Genomic DNA, 19,982 nt, shown 5'->3' on the forward strand with positions numbered 1-19,982 from the left:
CATGGGTAATAAAGACGGTATGAACTATGCACCGAAAGGGAAGCCGAATCCCGTAGTGAAGGAGGGGGAGTTCCCAATAGCCGCAGTGGCTTTGGATCATGGACACATCTATGGCATGTGCAATGGCCTTCTAGAAGCAGGAGCCACCCTGAAATGGGTATATGATCCCGACCCTGAGAAGGTGGAAGCCTTCAAGGAACAGTTTCCGGAAACTGAAGTGGCAGAGTCGCTTGAACAGATATTGGAGGATGATGAAGTGCAGCTGGTCGCAGCTGCAGCAATTCCTTCAGAGCGGAGCCGCCTCGGGAATACGGTCATGGAAAGTGGGAAAGATTACTTCACGGATAAGACACCATTTACTACGAAAGCGCAGTTGGAAGAAACGAAGCAGGTGGTCGCAAAGACGAACCAGAAATATATGGTCTACTTCAGTGAACGTCTGCATGTGGAAGGGGCTGTATTTGCAGGAGACCTCATCTCCGACGGCGCAATAGGCGAAGTGGTGCAGGTCACCGGATTCGGCCCCCACCGCCTTAATGCACCGAGTCGTCCGGCCTGGTTCTTCAACAAGGAGCAGTATGGCGGCATCCTTTGCGACATCGGAAGCCATCAGATTGAACAGTTCCTCTACTACACCGGCAACAAGGACGCCCGGGTTCTGCACAGCAAAGTCGGAAATTATGACAATGCCGAATATCCTGAGCTGGAAGATTATGGGGATGCTACGCTCGTCGGCGATAATGGAGCCACCTTCTACTTCAAAGTGGACTGGTTCACCCCGGTAGGATTGAGTACATGGGGAGATGGAAGGACGTTCATCACCGGAACAGAAGGTACTATTGAAATCCGCAAGTATGTGGATGTGGCACGAGAAGAGTCCGGGGACCACCTCTATCTGGTCAACGGAGACGGCGAGAAACATTATGACCTCTCCGGTAAAGTCGGATTCCCATTTTTCGGAGAGCTGATCAAGGATTGCATCCACCGTACGGAAAATGCCATGATGCAGGAGCATGTCTTCAAAGCCGCTGAATTATGCCTGACGGCCCAGGAAGAAGCCCTGAACGTTACACAGTAGGAATGAAGCTGCAGAAGGTCCTCAAAGCCTTCTACTTTTTCATGTCCGGGATGATGCCTTACAGATTGCAGAGATGGAGTTCCATCATCGATGATATAAAGTAGGCGCAATGTTTCATTGGCCGCTATAGAGAGAATAGATAAGGACACTATTACTTATAGAGAGAGTGAAGTCATATGTCCAGACAGAAGAAGTGGGCGACCGGGTACCTTGTCGCATTCATCGTCATGATATTCGTAAACTATTTGACCACCACCAATGTGGGCGGGGTGGCCAACAACAATGAAACGATCATCCAGCCGGCAGGATTTGCATTCTCCATCTGGGGACTGATCTATATTCTGCTGTTCATCTGGATAATCAAGGCATTCTTTGCGAAGACATGGGAGGAATCCGTGGCCTCCCGCCTGAAGTTCTGGCCGATCGTCAATTTTATGCTGAATGCCCTGTGGATCATCGTCTTCACGCAGCAGTGGATATTCGCCTCCGTCATTGTAATCATCGCTCTGCTGTATACGCTGGCGGAAATGTATACCACATTGACGGAAACCGGCTACCACTGGTTCGATCGGCTGCCGTTTTCCATCTACTTCGCATGGGTGACGGTGGCGACCATCGTCAATATCTTCAATTTGACGGAGAAGTACAACCTTGACGGCCTCTTTGGAATGGGTGAGCTTGGATGGACGCTCCTCATACTGGCTGTGGCGACACTGATTGGTGTTGCCATCGGAATCTACTTTAGAGACTGGCTGTATCCCCTTATCATCATCTGGCCATACTTCGGCATATACACGAAAAATGCCGGTGAGTATGGCAGCCTGGATATCGTCCTCCTCGTCGGATCGGTCATACTGCTGATCACCGCAATCATCGTCATCTTCATGAAGGTGCGCAGTGGATCGGGGAGGCCTGCAGAAAATCGATAGGAATAATCAATGGGAGACGCCCCTGATGCCGACAGCATCAGGGGTGTATTCTATCTCATCTTAAGATTGAAGCGTTCCACATACTCTTTGATCGGCCTGATGTTTGCTGTGGTGGCGGCCACTCCGACGTGGCCGTCCGGCCGGACGAGGAAGGCGGCGTTTCTTTTGATACCCTTCTTTTTCATATCCCTCGTCCATCGTGTGTAGTGGAGCGGGAGGCCGGACCGGTCGGACAGGTGTCTGATATTTTTGGCCGGACGGCCATAGACATGGAGCTGCCAATCCACACTAGTGAGCGGTTCGAAGTTGTCGCCCTCTTCAATGGGCAGCCAAGGCAGGCGGTCACCACCTCTGATGCCCCCACTTCTGCCCGTACTCAACTCACTGTCCGGATAACGGATTCTTGTCTGGGAAATGATCTTGAAGAGGATGCGTCGGACTTTGTAGGACTGCACCACTCTCGGGAATATATATGGCATCATGATGTTCCTGAACCGTTTCCTGTTGACCGCCTCCTTGAATATGCGATCCGTCGTTGCAACGAGCTTCCGTGCAAAGGCGATCCGTTCCGTCTCGTACGTATCCAGGATGGCGGGGTCCATCCTTCCTTTAATGGCACAGGCGAGTTTCCATGACAGGTTGAAGGCATCGCCGATGCCTGTATTCATGCCCTGACCGCCGGCCGGACTGTGTATATGGGCGGCATCCCCCAAAATGAAGGCCCGGCCTTTCCTGAATTTGTCCGTCACACGGTGATGGACCCTGTAGGGAGAATACCAGTTCACCTCTCCCACTTTGATGGGCAGTACGCTCTCGACATGGGGGATGAGCGGAGAGAACACCTGAGGGGGTTCGGGATCGATCAGGTGGGGTGGGATGATGCCGATCAGACGGACGGTGCCGGTTGTCCGGATGTTCAGTGCCAGATTGAACTCGCTGCCCCGGAAGCCGGCCGACATCCCTTTGAACGGCTGGGTGTTTTCTGCATCTGCCACAAAGAAGATCTGGCTGTACGTGCCGCCGGGGAAATCAAGATCGAGTTGATGCCGTACTGTGCTGTGTGCACCATCACATCCGCATACATAAGCATATCTGGAACGAGAGTTCCCCGAGTGGTTCTGAATCACTGCTTCGATGTGGTCTTCCTCTTCTTCGAATGAAATCAGTTCGGTCTGCCATTCCACCCGTATCCCCTTTGATTCCAGGTATTCGACGAGGATGGATTCATGTACATCCTGGGCCAGGCTCAGCAGGTAGGGGTAGGGGGTGATTCCTGTGCCCATCTCCCCGATTGGGATCCTGCCGACTTCGAGACGGTCCTTATAGATGTGCACGGCATCCTCCACGATGCCGGCTTCCGTCAACCGATGTGCCAGTCCGAACTGCCGATAGAACTCGAGTGTCCGGGCATGGACGACCATCGCCCGTGACGTCTTGCCGGGCCCGTCATTCTGTTCGATGATGCGGAACGGTACTCCCTGCTTCTCCAGTCCGATGGCAAGCGCGAGGCCGGTCGGTCCCGCACCGACGATCAATACTGCATTTTCCATGCATATCACCTCCGTAATGCGTTGTCCTTCCATCATTCATTACTACTATACCCATTATCCTCTTGGGTTCCTCCTGCGGTTTCGAATGACACCCGCGGTTCTGTACCCCGGATTCTGTGCTAGAATGATAGGGTCTGAACAATCATCCCATTACATATTGGAAAGAAAGGGGCAATTCACATATGAAGAATAAAAAGGACTACCGCATACTGGCCAGTGACATCATCAGGCTCGTAGGCGGGGAAGGGAACATCGATAAAGTGATCCACTGCGTCACCCGTCTCCGCTTCTATCTGAAGGACGACACCCTCCCGGATAGTGAGAGGATAAAGGAATTGGAGGGCATCATGGGGGTGGTGGAGGCAGGAGGCCAGTACCAGGTTGTTGTTGGGCCTGCAGTCGATGATATCCATAAGGAAGTGGTCAGCCAACTGTCCCTCTCTGATGAAACGGATTCGGAAGATGCACCTGCAGCCGCTCCTAAAGCGGACAGAACCGCTTCTGAAAAAGTGCGGCATGGCTTCAACACGCTGATCGGCATCATTACCGGCGCCGTCATGCCGATCATCAACATTCTTGCTGCCGCAGGAATCATCAAGGGGCTCCTTGCTGTACTGACGAGTTCGAACATCATTTCCGATACCGGGACGGCCTATCTGATCATCAATGCCATGGCTGATGCGGTATTCTACTTCCTTCCAGTACTGGTCGGCTTCAATGCGGCGAAACGGCTTGACGGCAATCCGCTGCTGACAGCCGTCATCGGGGGCGTCATCATCCATCCGACGATACTTGAAGCTGCAAACAGCGACGTCAGCATCTTCTCGATCGGTACGGTCGACTTTCCATTCCTGGCATATACCTATTCGATTTTTCCGATGATACTTGCCGCATGGATGGTCAAGAAGCTTGAGGAGTGGCTGAAGACATGGGTATCCGCCTACATACAAGCGATCTTCATCCCCATCGCCGTCATTGGACTTGTGTCGACCATCACCCTCATCCTGACCGGGCCGGTTCTGATCGGCTTCTCCTCACTACTCGCCAATGGGCTGGAGTCGATGCTGAATCTGAATGCCCCGATATTCGGTGCAATCATCAATGGGTTCTACCAGCTGCTGGTGATATTCGGCCTGCACTGGGGCATCATTCCGATCTATGTCAATGATTTTGCGACCCTTGGCTACAGTTATCTGTCTGCGATGGTGAGCATGACCATCGTTGGACAGGGTGGGGCAGCACTTGGAGTAGCCGTCAAGACGAAGAAGGCCGACATCAAGGAAATCGGGTATGCAGGCGCCTTCTCCGCCTTCTGCGGCATTACGGAGCCCGCCATCTACGGCATCAATCTGCGTTTCCGCAGACCGTTCATCTGTGCGAGCATCGCGAGTGCACTTGGCGGCTTCCTGGCCGGGCTGCTCAACATCAACATGTGGAGCATCATCGGATCCCTCATCGGCCTGCCATCGTTCATAGATCCGGACAACGGCATCACCGCGAATTTCTGGTACGCCATCCTCGTCACAGCAATCACCCTTTTCGTAGCCTTCGGCCTCACTTATGTATGGGGCTATAATGACAGAATGGAAATGGCAAAGAAGCGCGAAAAGCCAAAAAATCCGGCTAAAGCGGACCTTGCGAAATGATTCTTTGATCCAGGAAATCGAACTTCGATGGTTCAAACGCCGTGATTCAGGATATGGATATATATATAAATCAACAATAAGGACAGGTGATACGATGGAACAATCGAAGGCGATAGAACGCATTACTGAAATATTGGATGAATCGAAGATCGGTGTCCTCTCGACAGCACAGAATAATGAACCGAATGCTCGCTACATGTGGTTCTATAATGATGGACTGACGCTGTATGCGAAGACGAATGACCAGTCGCCGAAATATGATGAACTCGGGGATAACCCGAAAGCGCATGTATTGCTTGGGTTCCATGACTCCCCGAGTCACGCCTTCGTTGAAGTATATGGCGATGTCGAACGCATCAATGACCAGGAGACGATCGACTGGGTGTGGGAAGATGCCGATGCGGAATTCTTCGATTCCAAGGACAATCCACATCTCAAAGTGCTGAAGATCACACCGACGGATATCAAAATCATGAATGATGATAAGTATGAAGAAGTGAAATTGTCACTATAAGGAGGGGACACAATGCTTGCCTACGTGTGGGCGGAAGACGAAAACAAACTGATCGGCAGGGATAAGGCGCTGCCATGGCGGCTCCCGGCCGACATCAAGTTCTTCAAGGATGTGACGATGCAGGGGGATATCGTCACAGGCCGAAAGACATATGAGACCATCCCCAACCGGCCGCTGCCGGGCCGACGCAACATCGTCCTCACACTGCAGGCGGACTACGAGGCACCGGGCGCCATCGTCGTACATTCCAAAGAGGAGATACTGGCGCTTGAAGAGGAGAACGGGGAGGACCTCTACATCATCGGCGGTGGTACACTGTTCAAGATGTTTGAGGATGAGGTCGATGTACTTTATCGCACCGTCATCCATGACACTTTCGAAGGAGATACGTATTTTCCGGCAGATTTCGACTACAGCCCGTTTGAACGCGTCGAATCATGGGACGGGCCTGTCGATGGGAAGAACAAATATCCGCATACCTATGAAGTATGGCGGCGCAAGTGATGCATATAGAAAGTCCCCGTATCATGGATACGGGGACTTCTTTCTACTGGTCCGTGCGCGGTACGGGATAGAACCCTTTATAGAGCTGCTGCCACAGCGGGTCCGGCAGTTCGTGCTTGTCCGACCGTTCCGGGTCGAACACATTGATGATTTCATTTTCCCTGCCGGCTTCCGTCTTCTTGACGAAATCATGGTCGAGCAGTGCGGCACGGCCGATGGCGATCATGTCGACATTGCCCGCTTCAACGGCTTCAAGTGCCTGGTCCGGTGTGAAGATGGAGCCGATGCCGATCAGCGGCATGCGGCCACCGATCCATTTATGCAGCAGTTCGACGCGTTCGATGCCTGCGTACTTGCCGTCGCGTGTCTCGGAATGTATATCGAACAGCGAGACGTGGAGGTAGTCGAGCGGCTTCTCGACCAGCTTGCCGATCAGTGTTTCGGTGATTTCCATGTCTATCCCCGGGGACTGTGGCTCCTCAGGGGAGAAGCGGTAGCCGATGATGAAGTCGTCGTCCGCATGTTTCCTGGCTGCCTTGACCACCTCGTCCACAACTTCCATTGCAAACAGGTAGCGGTCTTCTCCCCATTTGTCCATCCGCTTATTGAAGTAGGGGGAGACGAACTGATGGATGATGTAGTGGTTCGCGCCATGGATTTCCACGCCGTCGAATCCTGCTTCTGCCGCGCGCCGTGTCGCCTCGCCGAATGCCCGGATCGTCTCCTCGATCTCCGCTTCAGTGATCTCACGTGCTTCATGGGGTTCTGTTTCATCGAAACTCTGCATGGTGATCGGGCTCGGTCCGACACAGTCGCCGTCCGGTGTCCATTTCGGCAGAGCCTGTACGCCGCCATGGTGGATTTGGGCGACGGCCTTTGCCCCGTCCTCCTTCATGGCCTGGGCAACTTTCCTCAGTCCTTCGATGTCCGAATCATGGGCGATGGACGGCTGGCCGGGGAAGGCCTTGCCGAGGTCCGTCACGTTGGAAGCTGCAGTGAGCGCGAGTCCCATGCCTCTGGAGCGTTTGCCGATATATTCGATTTCCGCGTTTGATGCGGTGCCATCATCGTTCGAGGTGACGTGTGTCAGTGGTGCCAATACAAATCTATTCCTGAGCTCGACGCCGTTCGGCAATGGAACGGTCTCGAACAGGGGTGCATATTTTTCGTTCATTATGTTGAAGCCTCCTGATATTTCTTGATTGGTGCAACAGGATATACTATACCAATCCACTTTCCATCTTTTCAATTTTCCTGTTCGGGAGGATGGTTAAGGGAAGGAAATATGGTAGAGTATGAAGAGAAAAAATGATGGAGGAGAAATACATGAGCATCTGGTTTCTATTGAATGGGCTGCTGCTCGTCTGGGCGATATGGAATGTCGCTTCGGGTGTGGCGGTCCATACATCCTACATCCATATCCTGCTCGGTTTCACGGGCTTCCTGTTCTTCATCTTCAACTGGACGCGCAACGCGGTCTTCTCCACAATCCGGAACCTCGAAAACAGGCAGACGAAGATCAGGCTCGCCACGATGTCCAAGCGGATCCGGCCATACCACCGGTGGATGGGGACGGGGGCGTTTCTGATCATACTGCTGCATGCCTGGGCGGTGGTTGCTCTATATGGATTTGATCTTGGCAATATGAAGATACTGACCGGTTTCCTCGCATCCATCAATTTGTTCGTTCTCGTCCTCTCGGGCTGGTACCGCCTGCTGGTCGATCCAAGGATCAGAATCCGGAAACTCCATATACGCCTCGGCATTTCAATGTTCATCCTCACGGTGGTGCACTTTTTGTATTGAAGCAGGCTGGAGGAATTCATTGCAGATATGGGGGCGTTCATACATCAAAAACCCCCTTCAAAGTTTTTACTTTTTCAAGTGTCTACTTTGAAGGGAGTATACTATCCGTGGGTAATGCGCTTTTTTGCATGGACTCATATCGTGATGGTGCTTACTGCGCTACAGGCTCCAGGCCGAAGGCCGCCCCGTTGCGGCTGCTGTCGGCGACCCCTCTGAAGGTGCCATTCTCCTGATCGATCAGGATGCTGTTGACGTTGCCGAGGGACTCGGGCTCGTCACCGAAGTTATGGCCCATGCCGTTCAGCCGATCAATGACATCACTCGGCACCCCTTCCTCATAGGTGTAGTTCTCCATGCCATTCGTGAAGATGCGCGGTTCTTCGACCGCCGCCTGCAGTTCCATCTCATATTCGAAGTTGTTGATGATGGTCTGCAGCACGGAAGTGATGATCGTCTGTCCGCCTGGTGATCCGACGGTCAGCATCGGCTTGCCATCATCGAAGACGATGGTCGGGGTCATGCTGCTGAGCGGACGCTTGTTCGGCTGGACTTCATTGGCGCCGCCCGGTTCTGCATCGAAGTCGGTCAATTCATTGTTCAACATGAATCCATATTCCGGAACCATGATGCCTGAACCGAATACCTGCTCGATTGTGGTCGTATAGGAGACGACATTGCCGTACTGGTCGGCGACACTGAAGTGTGTCGTCTGTCCGTCGACTTTATCTCCCGGCTGGTCGACGGAATCATAGTCCGCCATGCCGCCCTGGTAGTCGAACGGATTGCCCGGTTCCGGTTCTTCGATGACCGAATCGAGGCTGATCATGTTCCGTCTCTCTTCGAGGTAATCCGGGTGGAGGAGTCCTTCAATCGGTACTTCGACGAATTCAGGGTCCCCAGCATATTCACCACGGTCGGCATAGGACAGGTGCATCGTCTCCGCCATCAGGTGGTATTTCTCCCAGGACTTCATGTCATATTGGGAAAGGTCGAAGCCATCCAGTATGCCGAGCATCTGGAGGAGGAAGACGCCGCCGGAGCTCGGTGGCGGCATCGTGGCGATGTCATAGCCTTTGAATTCTCCCCATACCGGCTCATCGACCGTCACGTCATACTGCATCAGGTCGTCCTTCTCCATCGAGCCGCCGAATTCCTGGACGGTATTCGCCAAGGCTTCTGCAATCTCACTGTTGTAGAAGTGGTCGATGCCATTATCTCTGATCAGCTGCAGTGTATGTGCAAGGTCTTCTTGGACTAGGGTATCCCCTTCAGCCAGCGGTTCGCCATCATTGAAGAATACTTTACTTGCTGCGCTCTCCATCAGCTTTTCCTGGCTGTCCTCAATGGAGAAGGCAAGGACATCATCGATCGGGAAGCCCTCACTTGCGATATGGATCGCCGGATCGACCAGATCAGGCATGGCCATGGTGCCCCACATCTGGTGCGCAGTGTCCAGACCCTTCAACGTGCCAGGAACACCGACTGAAGTCCCCTGCATGACACGTTCCTCAAAAGGAATCGGCTCTCCATCCTCATCGAGGAACATATCCGGTGTGGCGCCGGCAGGTGCCCGTTCCCGGCTGTTGACGATGGTCGTTTCACCCGTCGCCCCGTCATGGACGACCATGAAGCCACCGCCGCCCATGCCGGACATCATGGGTTCCACGACATTCAATGTAAACTGCATCGCAATGGCTGCGTCGATGGCATTGCCATCCGACTCGAGAATATCCAGCCCCACTTCGGATGCGAGCGGGTGCGCTGAAACCACCATGCCGCCATTCGCTTCTGCCACATCATTTTCCGTACCGTAATCCGCTTCGTAGTCTGCTGCGAGGACGCCTTGGGAGACTGTCGCGATAATCATCAGCAGTACGCCGAACATCAAACTGGAACGTACAAGAAACTCCTTCATCACTACACCCCTTATAATTTATTAATATGGGCTGGATATCCGTGCATCGGTATCCAGTCCATATTATGTAATCGGGATTGCGCAAGCGGTTCTGTAATATGTGCGGGGGTGAAGCAGGATATTAATTTTTGTAATATTACAACTATTAAACTAATAGTAGCAATATTTTCCATATGAGTCAACGCTGCACTATGGCACACGGGTGGGGACGCAGTATTCGGGTCATAAAGAAGTAGGTATTTACAGAGCGGGCGAGGGTATAGAAAAGGAAAGGAGTGAGCAGAATGGAAGAATTGAAGAACGTGCTGTATAAACGTGTGGAGAAGCTGAAGAAATCCTACAGGGATTATGAGAACAATCCATACCATCCGAAGACGGCGCACGCATTGAGGGTGAGTTCGAGAAAGGTCCGTAGCCTGCTGAATTTCCTGAAGCATACTTTCGACGAGGAGGAATATGACCGCCTCAACAAGGAACTGAAGGATCTTGCACAGATATATGGACGGTTGAGGGAATTCGATGTACTCATCGACCTGTGCAGTGAGATTGCCCTGCGTCAGCCTGACTTGAGCGACCATTACAGGGATATGTTCAAATATCTCAATCAGGAACGCGCCAGGGAGATGCGCCGGACGTTCAACAAGACGAATATCCAGTCTACAGTATCAGTAATCGAAAGCGTCGACTCCGCAATCCATGCATTGAACTTTGAAGTCGACGGCGACTGGGATGCGTATATCGGCAAACGGCTGAAGAAGCGGAGCCAGAAGCTTGCCGAGGACTATGAGAATGTCGACATGACCGATTATGAAGCGGTGCATGACATACGTAAGCGTGCGAAGAAACTTAGATATGCCGCCCGCTACTTCGGTGGCCTGACTTCAAAGAAGCACAAGAAGATCATGAAGCGGGCCAAAAAAATCCAGGATGAATTCGGAGAAGTGACCGACGCCCGGATCAACCAGCATCTGCTTGATCAGCTGGCAGAAAAAGTGGATGATGAGAATCTGAAGATGACCTTCCAGTACATGAGCCGGATCGAGGAGCAGACGAGACAGCCCTAGGCTGTAGAAATCAAGTGATGAAGTCTGTGTCATTACAGTATTTCAAGATTAATTTTGGAAGTATATACGTATATACTTTTTATAAGGAGTTGATACTATGATTATTCGAAGAAAACTAAGGAAAACAGGGAACAGTACTGTTGTCAGCATACCTAAAGATATTCTCGAAAAATTGAATGCTGGGGAAGGGGACAATCTGGAGTTCGTCATAGAGGATGAAGCAGTGGTTATAAGGAAGGAGGAAGATTCACAAAAGGATATATTGACACTTTCCAATGAAATGTTCGAGAAGTATGACAAGACCATGCGTGATCTGGTAGAGAGATGACTCACTATTTAACAGAGCAGGATTTGATACTCATCAATGTCAATGTAATAAGAAGCTATTCTCCCGAAGAACAGATTGGAATCAGATAGCCAAATTCATTGAATATGACGATTGAGTCGCCCAAACAGGAGGCTTATAGGAGAGAACTTTATCCCACTTTGGAACTGAAGGCTGCAAATTTATATAGGAACATAATAATAAAACATATATTTTTTAACGGAAACAAACGGACGGCAGCCAATGCATTATATGTCTTTCTCCGGTTGAATGGTGTTGTCCTGACAGTTGGACCGGATGAATTTACTGAGTACACTGTAAGAGTAGCCATGGATAAGACTGAAGAAAAAGAAGTTGCGGAGTGGCTGGCACTTCATACTAAATGTACGGACTGATACCAGGATTCCTGTTCTCACCACTCGCAATCTTAGTGTTTTCCAAAGTCGGGTCAGTACCGACTGCGTACATGAGGCATGAATTCGAAATGGCCAAAAGAGGTTGATCAATAAACGTGCCCCCATAAGATGTCTTTCATCTTATGGGGGCTTTAATATTGTATCAAATCCTGTCTTCCTCCATTGAAAAGGTCGCAAGGCTGAAGGACTCGGATCTCTCGACAAAAGAGGGAGTGGAAAAACTGCTTGCTGAACTCTCGAACCATGAGCCGTTCAGCCATATGATACTCTGTCATGCGCACAGTACAGAGTGTGAAATGGAAGATTGGTCATTCGAAGAGATCAACAGTCACCTGCTGACGAATGTCACTTCAAGCATGCTGTTGATCCAGGCGTTCTGGGAAAATTTCGAAGACACTGCAGGATGCATCACCCTGTTCACTTCAGGTCAGGAGCTGGGTCAGATAACGAATGAAATTCCCTATGCCGTATCGAAGGCGGCGGTTGCCAAACTGGCGGTGCAGGCTTTCCACGTTCTGGGCAGCATGGATATCCGTGTCAACGCCGTGAATCCGGGTCCGACGGATACGGGCTACATTTGAAAAGGAAGAGGGCGAAGGAGAGAAGAAGCGGGACAGTGATGGGCTGCCCGGGTAGAAACCGGTGAGCACCCATCCATTCAAAAGTTACAGTTTCCCGAATTCTATAATGGATCAGCGCTGCGCCCCCTCATACCGAGGGGGTTTTTCATTAGTCTTTTCATATGCCGGGGGATTTCCAGTGGATGCCCCGAAACTTGTCCAAGATACTTGATGGCCGTCAATTTTTATTTCGCGTGCTGCCTCTATAATTATAAGTAACAGGAGGCACGGATTTAAAATTAAAGGAAGAGGTGGCACTTATGAGCAAGTGGTTCAACAGGCATCTGAATCAATTGATGTACATTTCAGGCGCATTGATCGTAATCGGCATACTGGCCAAAATACTCGGCTACAGTGAAGTCACAAATATCACTTTCATCGTCGCAACAGTCGTTGCAATCGGCCCAATCATCAACAAGGCATGGATGGCACTCACAATGAAGAGCTTCAGCATCGAACTCCTCATCACCATCGCAGTCATCGGCGCGATGTTCATCCAGGAGTATACGGAAGCGGCAATCGTCACGTTCCTGTTCCTTTTCGGGGCATACCTCGAAAAACGGACACTGAACAAGACGCGGAGCTCCATCCAGTCCCTGGTGGATATGGCGCCGGCAACGGCAACGGTCATACGGGATGGCAAAGAGATGGAACTCGATGTGGATGAAGTGGAGGCCGGTGACCATGTCATCGTGCGGCCGGGCGGCAAAGTGCCGGTCGACGGTACAATCCTGAGCGGGCAGGCCCACATCAACGAAGCAGCAATTACAGGAGAATCCAACCTGCGGTTCAAGGCTGAAGACGCGGAGGTCTTCAGCGGCAGTGTGCTGGACAGCGGATACATTGAACTGACAGCAACGAAAGTCGGGGAGGACACGACCTTCTCCAAAATCATAGAGTTGGTCGAGGAGGCGCAGGAGCGGAAGAGCGGCACAGAGAAGTTCCTCAACACATTTGCCCAATACTACACACCAGCCATCGTCGTACTCGCCATCGTCGTCTATTTCCTTACACGGAACCTGCATCTTTCCATCACGTTCCTCGTCATCGCGTGCCCGGGCGCACTCATCATCGGTGCACCGGTCGCCTATGTGGCAGGCATCGGCAACGGCGCGAAGAACGGCGCACTCATCAAGGGCGGGGAAGTCATCGACAACTTCGCGAAAGTCGATACGGTCATCTTTGATAAGACCGGGACACTGACGGAAGGCAGTCCGACCGTCACAGACATCACGATATTCGATGATACAGATGTAGAAAACTTCCTGAGACAGGTGGCGAACGTCGAAATGGTCAGTGAGCACCACCTTGGGCAGACCATCGTCAAGGAAGCGAAATCGAAATCCATCGCTGTGGACAAAAGCACTGTCGAAGACGCGGAAGCCATCAAGGGTAAAGGCGTAAGCGGCATATTCGAAGGTGCGGAATATATCATCGGCAACAAAAAGCTGATGGAAGACCATAATATTGAACTCGATGTGGAGACTGAAGAAAAGTATATCGACCGGCAGAAGGCAGGCAACACCGCAATATTCGTCGCTCGAGACAACGGGATCGTCGGCATCGTCTCCATCATGGACAAGATCAGGCAGGATGCGTTCACTGCCATCCAGACACTCAAGGACAAGGGCGTCGGGTCACTCATCATGCTGACGGGGGACAACTACCACTCGGCGAAGAAGGTCAGCGACATCCTTGGACTGGACGACTTCCACGCAGAACTCATGCCTGACGACAAGATGAAGTATATCGAAGATGAGAAGGAGCACGGCCGCAAGGTGATGATGGTCGGGGACGGCATCAATGATGCACCTGCACTTGCATTCGCAGACGTCGGCATTGCCATGGGACATGGCGGCACGGACATCGCAATGGAAACTGCGGACGTCGTGCTCATGGGCTCCAGGATGGAACAGCTGGCACACGGGTTCACAATATCCAAAATGACCTACAGGGTCATGCTGCAGAACACAGCCATTGCACTGCTCACTGTTGGCCTCCTGCTTGGTGGCGTACTGTACGGCTATATCCATCTCGCCAGCGGCATGCTGATCCATGAAGTGAGCATCCTGCTCGTCATCCTGAATGCAATGCGGCTCAGGAAGATCAAGGAACATGTACCGAAGGAGAGGAAACTGCAGGAACGCTACAGTTAGAGTAGAAGAATCAAGCGCGCTGCTCCCGGAATTCCGAGAACAGTGCGCTTCTGCGTTCTACAGCTATCCTGGAATGCACCTGAAATTTATTGTACAACTCATCTCAAGCTGTAATCCATTAGGGAAAGGGTATAATAATAGTAACAGGAGGCGGTTTTTATGTTTGCCATTGAGTCAAAAACCAACAGGCAAATCGCACACAACTTGGCGTTGGAGGGCATGGAAGTCTCTAAAGAACAGCAGAAATTAATTTTGGAAGCAATTAATTCAAATAGAGAAATCACTAACGAATTAATTCGTAAAATTGCATCAAAATGATGAAGTATAATACACATGATCAAGATGAGTATCTGTTGCAGTCGAACCTCCTAGGGGCGGAGAGCACAGATGAACTGGAGCAACTCGAAAGGGTTGCTTTTTATATATCTGCTTCAAGATTAGAAAAGAAGGGTTTCGATTTCCTGTTGCCTGTTTCTGCTGATTCCATTAGAGAGTTACATCGCTTTTTATTTAAGGATATCTATCGTTTTGCAGGTGAAATAAGAAGTGTCACTCTAATGAAAGATCAAACAAGGTTTTGTGAACCTGGCTATATAGAAGATCAACTCAAAGAAATTTTTCGGGAATTAAATTTTGAAGGAAATTGGAATTCATTGGAGCAGGCAGCTAAGCGTTTAGCCTATTTTAAGACGGAGTTGCATATGATACATCCGTTTCGTGAAGGAAATGGAAGAACCATCAGACTTATCATTAGAGAAATTGCCAAGTCTAAAGGCTACGTATGGCATTTTGAAACTTTAGACAGGGCGGAATATCTAGAAGCGATGGTCTGTCTCTTCACAGATTGACACTTCTTCTTTAGAGAAATTATTTTTAAAGTCATTAAGTTTCCTGGATCAAAATGAGCTGCATTGAGAACCGTCCTGAATAAACTTCTTCTTGGATAGGATAATTCTCTGCCCATAGTTCTAATCCTTTGATGATGAGGTGATATTTTTATCACTGCAGGCTATAATCTTTTCTCGACAACCAGCTTATAGGTATTGAAGAAGAGGGAAGTGATGCCAACAACAATGAAGGCAATGGCCAGCAACAACCGCAGTAGCCCTGCCCATTCATGGTCATATGGTGCACCAGTGACGAGGATATAAATATTGGCTGAAAGGAAATAAAGGAGTGTGATGACAAAAAGCAAATGTGTCACCTTGCTCAAAGTGGTCCTCCTTATCGTAATGACATCCCCTTGTCTCACACGAACCTGGTCACTTCTATTCAGCGACTCCACATATTTCAAAGTTCCTTCTGACACCGGGATTGATACGACTTTCTCTTGAAAACCAGAAAGCGAAGTTATCATATCTCCATTAAACTCCAGAGGGATGGGTGTGAGGGCACCGAGTATCCCAGTCCTTCTCTTTACGGTAATCTCCATAAGGTATCCACTCCTTTACCGTACAGGTTACCACACAAAAATTAAGCTTCAAATCAACAAGGAAATATGGATGGCAATGAAGCTACACTTGATTTTTGGATGTCGGATCAAAGGGAGTATATAAAAAAAGAAACCGGACAACCTGTCCGGTTTCAAGCATATGATTAAGGTTCATCGTATACGGCGACCAATCGCCCTTGAACTTCACCGCGGTGGAGTCTATTGATTCCTTCAGGAATTTCATCGAAGGTGATTTCAGAGAGTTTAGGGGAGAGCCCACCTGTTGCCATCAGTTCATAGATGGCTGCGATATCTTCCTTGTCTCCACCTACTGATGACAGAAGTTGTTTCCTGTTCACGATGAAATCTGTTACATTGATCGTCGTCTGGAGTTTACCCATGCCGACGAGTATGACTGTCCCTCCCGGCTTTACCGTCTCCAAAGCCTTGGAAGTGGTGACGTCAAATCCAGCATAATCCACTACAAGGTCGAGTTCCTTATCGGCCAGTTCTGAGATATCGGAAACCACTTCTTTGGCGCCGATTTTCTTGGCCAGTTCCTGTGCCTTTTCAGAAGTATCTACTGCATAGATATCCTCGATGCCTTTTGCGACAGCTGCCTGCAGGGCAAACTGGCCAAGTCCCCCGATACCGATCAGTGCAATTTTCATGCCCTTTTCCGCCTTGCCTCTGTTGAAGAGTGCATGGTAGGAAGTCATTCCGGCATCTGTGGCCGAAGCTGCTTCTTTGATGGATAATTCATCAGGTACCGGCACCAGGTCTGAAGCAGGGGCATGGATATGGGTACCGAAGCCACCGTCATATGCGTAACCGGGAGCCAGACCTGATGGGCCGGTTGGACAAATGGCTACACGGTCGCCTTCCTTGAAATCCGTGACGCCTTCACCGACTTCGATGATGGTCCCTGCGTTCTCGTGCCCCATGATGACCGGAGCATTCATTAGAGACATCCAGCCCTCATCTTCCATCGTGCCCACATCAGAGTGGCAGAGGCCTACAGCCCCTGTTTTGATGACTACATGGTCTTTCTCAGCTTTTGGGTTTTCCTTTTCGACCAATTCCAACGGTTCATGCGTTTTTGTGAATTGCCAACCTTTCATTTAGAACACTCCTTTTTATGATCTGTCCTGATGAAGGACTCTACTACTTATAATTTTCCCTCGCTTCTTCTTCCTAAACCAGAGCACACATCGAACGAAAAAGTAAAAGGGAGTTTCTACACTCCCTTTTCAATAGTTGATATGTGTTCCTAGCTGGATTTGACGCTCTCTACTTCGTAGCCGAGCTTTTCGACGAGTCCCCTGATTTCATCAGGGCTGATCTTGTTCTCGTCGTGTTCCACTTTAACCTTGCTGGAGTTGAACAGCACCTTCGCTGTGTCCACACCATCACTCTTGTTCAATGTGCCTTCAATCTTCTTGATGCAGCTTGGGCAGGTGAATGTTTCCGTCTTAAGATTCGTCTTCATAATGTTCTTCCTCTCCTTAGTAGTGTCTTCCTATCTCACTTACTATTATGAGGCAAAAGAGGGAAATAAAAATTGACGCACGTCAATCCTTATGAAGAAATGGGGAGACTTCTTTAACGCTTTGGATATTATTGGTGAAATGGTACAGAAGTGCGCTACAATGGCTTCAATCCGTGTTGATCGAAGAGGAGGATAATATATGGAAACCATACTTTTGAGTATACTAGCCATTCTCTTATTTATAGTATTTATACTGATGAGTAAAATAGACAGGCTGGAAGGCCGTCTGAAGAATACACAGCAGATGCTGGAGCAGATCGCAGCGCATTATGACATGCCTGAAAACCCGGTCAATGATGAACTACGTCATCTCATTAATGAAGGGAAGGAAATCCAGGCGATCAAGCGTGCCCGGGAAGCCCTTGGTCTTTCGCTCATTGACGGCAAGCAGTATGTCGATAGGTTGAAAAGCTGATTAGTTCATAGCAGGGGAGGTAGCCACTATAGTTCAGACCCCAGTTCTAGCGGGCACCGCCGCCACCACCGCCTCCGGCACCGGCACCGCCGCCCATGCCCGTGGAGCCTCCGCCACCTGAAGCAGCAGAGGAGTTGACTGAACTGAAGCCGCCCTGACCGAGGCCCTTCGACCAGCTTTGCGCTGTCAGATGCGAGCCGTAGTAGTAATGGATCATTACTGGATATGCTGCCTGATTCCCCTCATCCGGGGTCAGCTTGGACAGGTGTTTCCGAACGTCATCCCCTTCGCCGACGAGCAGGCTCCAGATGATGTGGCTCCTGTAGGTGTCGTCTGCGTAAACCCTGGCAGGGTCGTCTTTGAGGTAGTTTTTGTACTGCGAGAGCCGATCGAGCAGCTGTTGTCCTTTTTCTTTAGGGGCATCTATCGGAAACGGAACGCCCCACACCTTATCCTTGCCGAATTTGAAATAGCGATGCGCCTCGAGCCAGCGCTTTGAATACTCGGTAAGCTCATCGGCTACGATGCCGACTGCCTTCGCATGCTTCTTCGACCACTTCCTCAATGCTTTTTCCTCAATGACACCTTCAGCATCCGCAGTATCGAGCATCATCCTCCATAACAGCGGTTCATAGCTGCCCTCGAGATCATTGTGCTTGAGCTGTTCGCTTACTTCCTTGAAGGAATAGGAATACCCCTCCATCATTTCCTGATAGTCATGGATGATGATTTTAGGCGTTCCTTCATCAAGCTTCTGGCGTTCCTTCCGCTCGACTTCAATCGTAATCCTGCCTTCGTCCATCCATTTCATCAAGTATGCCTGGAATATATCCTCAAAGTAGCTCATTTTCAGGTGTCTAAGTACATATGCGATTCCTGCAAAATCTTCAATCTCAGGCGGCGTTTTGGCTTCAAGTCCTTTATTCCTACGTTTGATATGATATGCAGAATCCACATGTCCAGCCTGTTTCTGCCTTCTGCCATACTGTGTAAAGAATGTGATGACTGCTGTCAACGCCACGCCGATTGCACCGATGATTGCAGCAATGGTCCCGCCGCTGAGGCTGCCGTCATCGTAGATTGAGCCGTCCATGGCCGCTGCCGCCTCCTCTTCGAGCGTCCCGTCATCCGTTGAGTCCGTATTGAACGTCCCTTCAGGAAAATGCATCAGCAGCACGACATCATTGCCGCTCGTCAATGTCTCCCCGGCAGTCCAGCGGATGCCGTCCTCGACCGCAACGATGTCCCCTTCAAAGCCGAATCCCCAGAAGCGGATGTCTTCATCATTGAGCGGGACATCCGATGTCACATCCATTATGAAATTATCCGTCGGCAGCCCGGTGAATGTATCGAAGTTCCAGTAGAGTGACTGGCCGTCCTCCAGATTGCGCACCGCATTTTCCAGGGTGTAGTTCACGACATACGTCTGTTCACCGTAGTCGCCGATCCCCCAGACGAGCTCTGTCCCGTCATCGGTATCGATCATACCGTACCGGCCCGCCTTCTCTTCGAGGCCTGCATCCATATCCCAGTCCTCTTCTTCCGTAAAGCCTTCGACGGAGAAATCTGTGACTTCGACTTCGCCCATATCATCATCGTCGAACACCATATAATTCTCCGTGCCCTCCGTCATATCGGCCTCCCGCGTCTCCGTCACCGTCACCGAACCGTCCGGATTGATCTCCACTTCCATATGCATATTGGTGATCTCGTTCGCTTCAGCGTCCATACTGAGCATCAGCACTGCTGCGAAAGTGACCCAAATTCCCAGAATGTATTTCATATTCCAACCCTCTTTCATTAAACCAATATTAAATGTCCTTCTTTCCATTATTCCACTTTATGCTAAAAAAATGAAATACTATCACATGAAGTTACGTTATTATTAATTCCGTTCTTCTCATTCATTTATAGTGAACCAATCAGAGCCGCTTAAAGAATTTAAAATAAAAGGTGTGTTGCAAGATGATTAAGCGGTTTGGAGGAGAACAGAAATATCCGGTTGGGAAGTATATGATACCGGTCATGGAAAAAATCCACATGGGAACGTCATTTCCTTTTAT

At 50.3% G+C, this 19,982-nt stretch carries 21 protein-coding genes; 14 read left to right on the forward strand and 7 right to left on the reverse strand.

Annotation, left to right across the window (positions count from 1 at the left end; all coding sequences use genetic code 11):
- Position 1 precedes the first annotated feature (1 nt).
- Positions 2 to 1,078 carry a Gfo/Idh/MocA family protein gene (locus LLU09_RS09640; protein ID WP_228311552.1) on the forward strand — a complete coding sequence of 359 codons (1,077 nt, stop codon included), beginning with the start codon at positions 2 to 4 and terminating at the stop codon, positions 1,076 to 1,078.
- Between the two features lie 176 nt (positions 1,079 to 1,254).
- Positions 1,255 to 2,007 carry a TspO/MBR family protein gene (locus LLU09_RS09645; RefSeq protein ID WP_094906918.1) on the forward strand — a complete coding sequence of 251 codons (753 nt, stop codon included), beginning with the start codon at positions 1,255 to 1,257 and terminating at the stop codon, positions 2,005 to 2,007.
- A gap of 50 nt (positions 2,008 to 2,057) precedes the next feature.
- Here LLU09_RS09645 and LLU09_RS09650 read toward each other — a convergent pair whose 3' ends face one another.
- Positions 2,058 to 3,557 carry an FAD-dependent monooxygenase gene (locus LLU09_RS09650; protein WP_228311553.1) on the reverse strand — a complete coding sequence of 500 codons (1,500 nt, stop codon included), beginning with the start codon at positions 3,555 to 3,557 and terminating at the stop codon, positions 2,058 to 2,060.
- Positions 3,558 to 3,739: 182 nt separating this feature from the next.
- Here LLU09_RS09650 and LLU09_RS09655 point away from each other — a divergent pair, with 182 nt between their 5' ends.
- The 3 genes from LLU09_RS09655 to LLU09_RS09665 all read left to right on the forward strand — a co-directional run bounded on the left by LLU09_RS09655 (position 3,740) and on the right by LLU09_RS09665 (position 6,221).
- The gene (locus tag LLU09_RS09655; RefSeq protein WP_228311554.1) at positions 3,740 to 5,203 is read left to right on the forward strand and encodes a PTS transporter subunit EIIC; all 1,464 of its coding nucleotides are present in this window, start codon (positions 3,740 to 3,742) and stop codon (positions 5,201 to 5,203) included.
- 94 nt (positions 5,204 to 5,297) lie between these two features.
- Positions 5,298 to 5,717 (forward strand): pyridoxamine 5'-phosphate oxidase family protein, encoded by a 420-nt coding sequence (locus LLU09_RS09660; protein WP_175288534.1) that lies wholly within the window; start codon positions 5,298 to 5,300, stop codon positions 5,715 to 5,717.
- A 12-nt stretch (positions 5,718 to 5,729) separates the two neighbouring features.
- Positions 5,730 to 6,221, forward strand: a complete 492-nt coding sequence (locus tag LLU09_RS09665) for a dihydrofolate reductase (protein WP_031546221.1) — start codon at positions 5,730 to 5,732, stop codon at positions 6,219 to 6,221.
- Between the two features lie 43 nt (positions 6,222 to 6,264).
- Here the strand turns inward: LLU09_RS09665 and LLU09_RS09670 are convergent, their stop codons facing one another.
- Entirely contained in the window at positions 6,265 to 7,395 is a 1,131-nt protein-coding gene (locus LLU09_RS09670) for an NADH-dependent flavin oxidoreductase (protein WP_228311555.1), read from the reverse strand.
- 152 nt (positions 7,396 to 7,547) lie between these two features.
- On the opposite strand from LLU09_RS09670, the gene LLU09_RS09675 reads away from it, so the two are divergent.
- The gene (locus tag LLU09_RS09675) at positions 7,548 to 8,027 is read left to right on the forward strand and encodes a hypothetical protein (RefSeq protein ID WP_228311556.1); all 480 of its coding nucleotides are present in this window, start codon (positions 7,548 to 7,550) and stop codon (positions 8,025 to 8,027) included.
- A gap of 151 nt (positions 8,028 to 8,178) precedes the next feature.
- Here the strand turns inward: LLU09_RS09675 and ggt are convergent, their stop codons facing one another.
- Positions 8,179 to 9,942, reverse strand: a complete 1,764-nt coding sequence (ggt, locus tag LLU09_RS09680) for a gamma-glutamyltransferase (RefSeq protein ID WP_228311557.1) — start codon at positions 9,940 to 9,942, stop codon at positions 8,179 to 8,181.
- A 284-nt stretch (positions 9,943 to 10,226) separates the two neighbouring features.
- On the opposite strand from ggt, the gene LLU09_RS09685 reads away from it, so the two are divergent.
- The 7 genes from LLU09_RS09685 (at position 10,227) to LLU09_RS09715 (ending at position 15,371) form a co-directional block, all read left to right on the forward strand.
- Entirely contained in the window at positions 10,227 to 11,006 is a 780-nt protein-coding gene (locus LLU09_RS09685) for a CHAD domain-containing protein (RefSeq protein WP_228311558.1), read from the forward strand.
- A gap of 97 nt (positions 11,007 to 11,103) precedes the next feature.
- On the forward strand, positions 11,104 to 11,334 hold the full coding sequence (locus LLU09_RS09690; protein WP_228311559.1) for an AbrB/MazE/SpoVT family DNA-binding domain-containing protein: 231 nt from the start codon (positions 11,104 to 11,106) through the stop codon (positions 11,332 to 11,334).
- Positions 11,335 to 11,438: 104 nt separating this feature from the next.
- Positions 11,439 to 11,726, forward strand: a complete 288-nt coding sequence (locus LLU09_RS09695; protein WP_228311560.1) for a type II toxin-antitoxin system death-on-curing family toxin — start codon at positions 11,439 to 11,441, stop codon at positions 11,724 to 11,726.
- Positions 11,727 to 11,884: 158 nt separating this feature from the next.
- The gene (locus LLU09_RS09700; RefSeq protein WP_228311561.1) at positions 11,885 to 12,328 is read left to right on the forward strand and encodes an SDR family oxidoreductase; all 444 of its coding nucleotides are present in this window, start codon (positions 11,885 to 11,887) and stop codon (positions 12,326 to 12,328) included.
- Positions 12,329 to 12,627: 299 nt separating this feature from the next.
- Positions 12,628 to 14,523: a heavy metal translocating P-type ATPase gene (locus tag LLU09_RS09705; RefSeq protein WP_228311562.1), complete on the forward strand. Its 1,896-nt coding sequence runs from the start codon at positions 12,628 to 12,630 to the stop codon at positions 14,521 to 14,523.
- A 159-nt stretch (positions 14,524 to 14,682) separates the two neighbouring features.
- Entirely contained in the window at positions 14,683 to 14,841 is a 159-nt protein-coding gene (locus tag LLU09_RS09710) for a hypothetical protein (protein ID WP_175288522.1), read from the forward strand.
- Positions 14,841 to 15,371, forward strand: a complete 531-nt coding sequence (locus LLU09_RS09715) for a Fic/DOC family protein (RefSeq protein WP_228311563.1) — start codon at positions 14,841 to 14,843, stop codon at positions 15,369 to 15,371. Before LLU09_RS09710 ends, LLU09_RS09715 begins: the two co-directional genes overlap by 1 nt.
- 161 nt (positions 15,372 to 15,532) lie before the next feature.
- On the opposite strand, the gene LLU09_RS09720 is transcribed toward LLU09_RS09715, so the two are convergent.
- The 3 genes from LLU09_RS09720 to LLU09_RS09730 form a co-directional block, all read right to left on the reverse strand.
- Positions 15,533 to 15,955, reverse strand: a complete 423-nt coding sequence (locus tag LLU09_RS09720) for a hypothetical protein (RefSeq protein ID WP_228311564.1) — start codon at positions 15,953 to 15,955, stop codon at positions 15,533 to 15,535.
- Positions 15,956 to 16,119: 164 nt separating this feature from the next.
- The gene (locus tag LLU09_RS09725) at positions 16,120 to 17,076 is read right to left on the reverse strand and encodes a zinc-binding dehydrogenase (protein ID WP_228311565.1); all 957 of its coding nucleotides are present in this window, start codon (positions 17,074 to 17,076) and stop codon (positions 16,120 to 16,122) included.
- Positions 17,077 to 17,225: 149 nt separating this feature from the next.
- A complete protein-coding gene (locus tag LLU09_RS09730; protein ID WP_255620859.1) occupies positions 17,226 to 17,444 on the reverse strand; it encodes a heavy-metal-associated domain-containing protein in 219 nt (72 codons plus the stop codon).
- A 256-nt stretch (positions 17,445 to 17,700) separates the two neighbouring features.
- Between LLU09_RS09730 and LLU09_RS09735 the strand changes: the two genes are divergently transcribed.
- Positions 17,701 to 17,919, forward strand: coding sequence for a hypothetical protein (locus tag LLU09_RS09735; protein WP_228311566.1), 219 nt, complete (start codon positions 17,701 to 17,703; stop codon positions 17,917 to 17,919).
- A 46-nt stretch (positions 17,920 to 17,965) separates the two neighbouring features.
- Here LLU09_RS09735 and LLU09_RS09740 read toward each other — a convergent pair whose 3' ends face one another.
- Positions 17,966 to 19,702 carry a DUF2207 domain-containing protein gene (locus LLU09_RS09740; protein WP_228311567.1) on the reverse strand — a complete coding sequence of 579 codons (1,737 nt, stop codon included), beginning with the start codon at positions 19,700 to 19,702 and terminating at the stop codon, positions 17,966 to 17,968.
- Positions 19,703 to 19,982 lie beyond the last annotated feature (280 nt).

Source organism: Salinicoccus sp. RF5 (assembly GCF_020786625.1).
In the GTDB taxonomy this organism is placed as follows: domain Bacteria; phylum Bacillota; class Bacilli; order Staphylococcales; family Salinicoccaceae; genus Salinicoccus.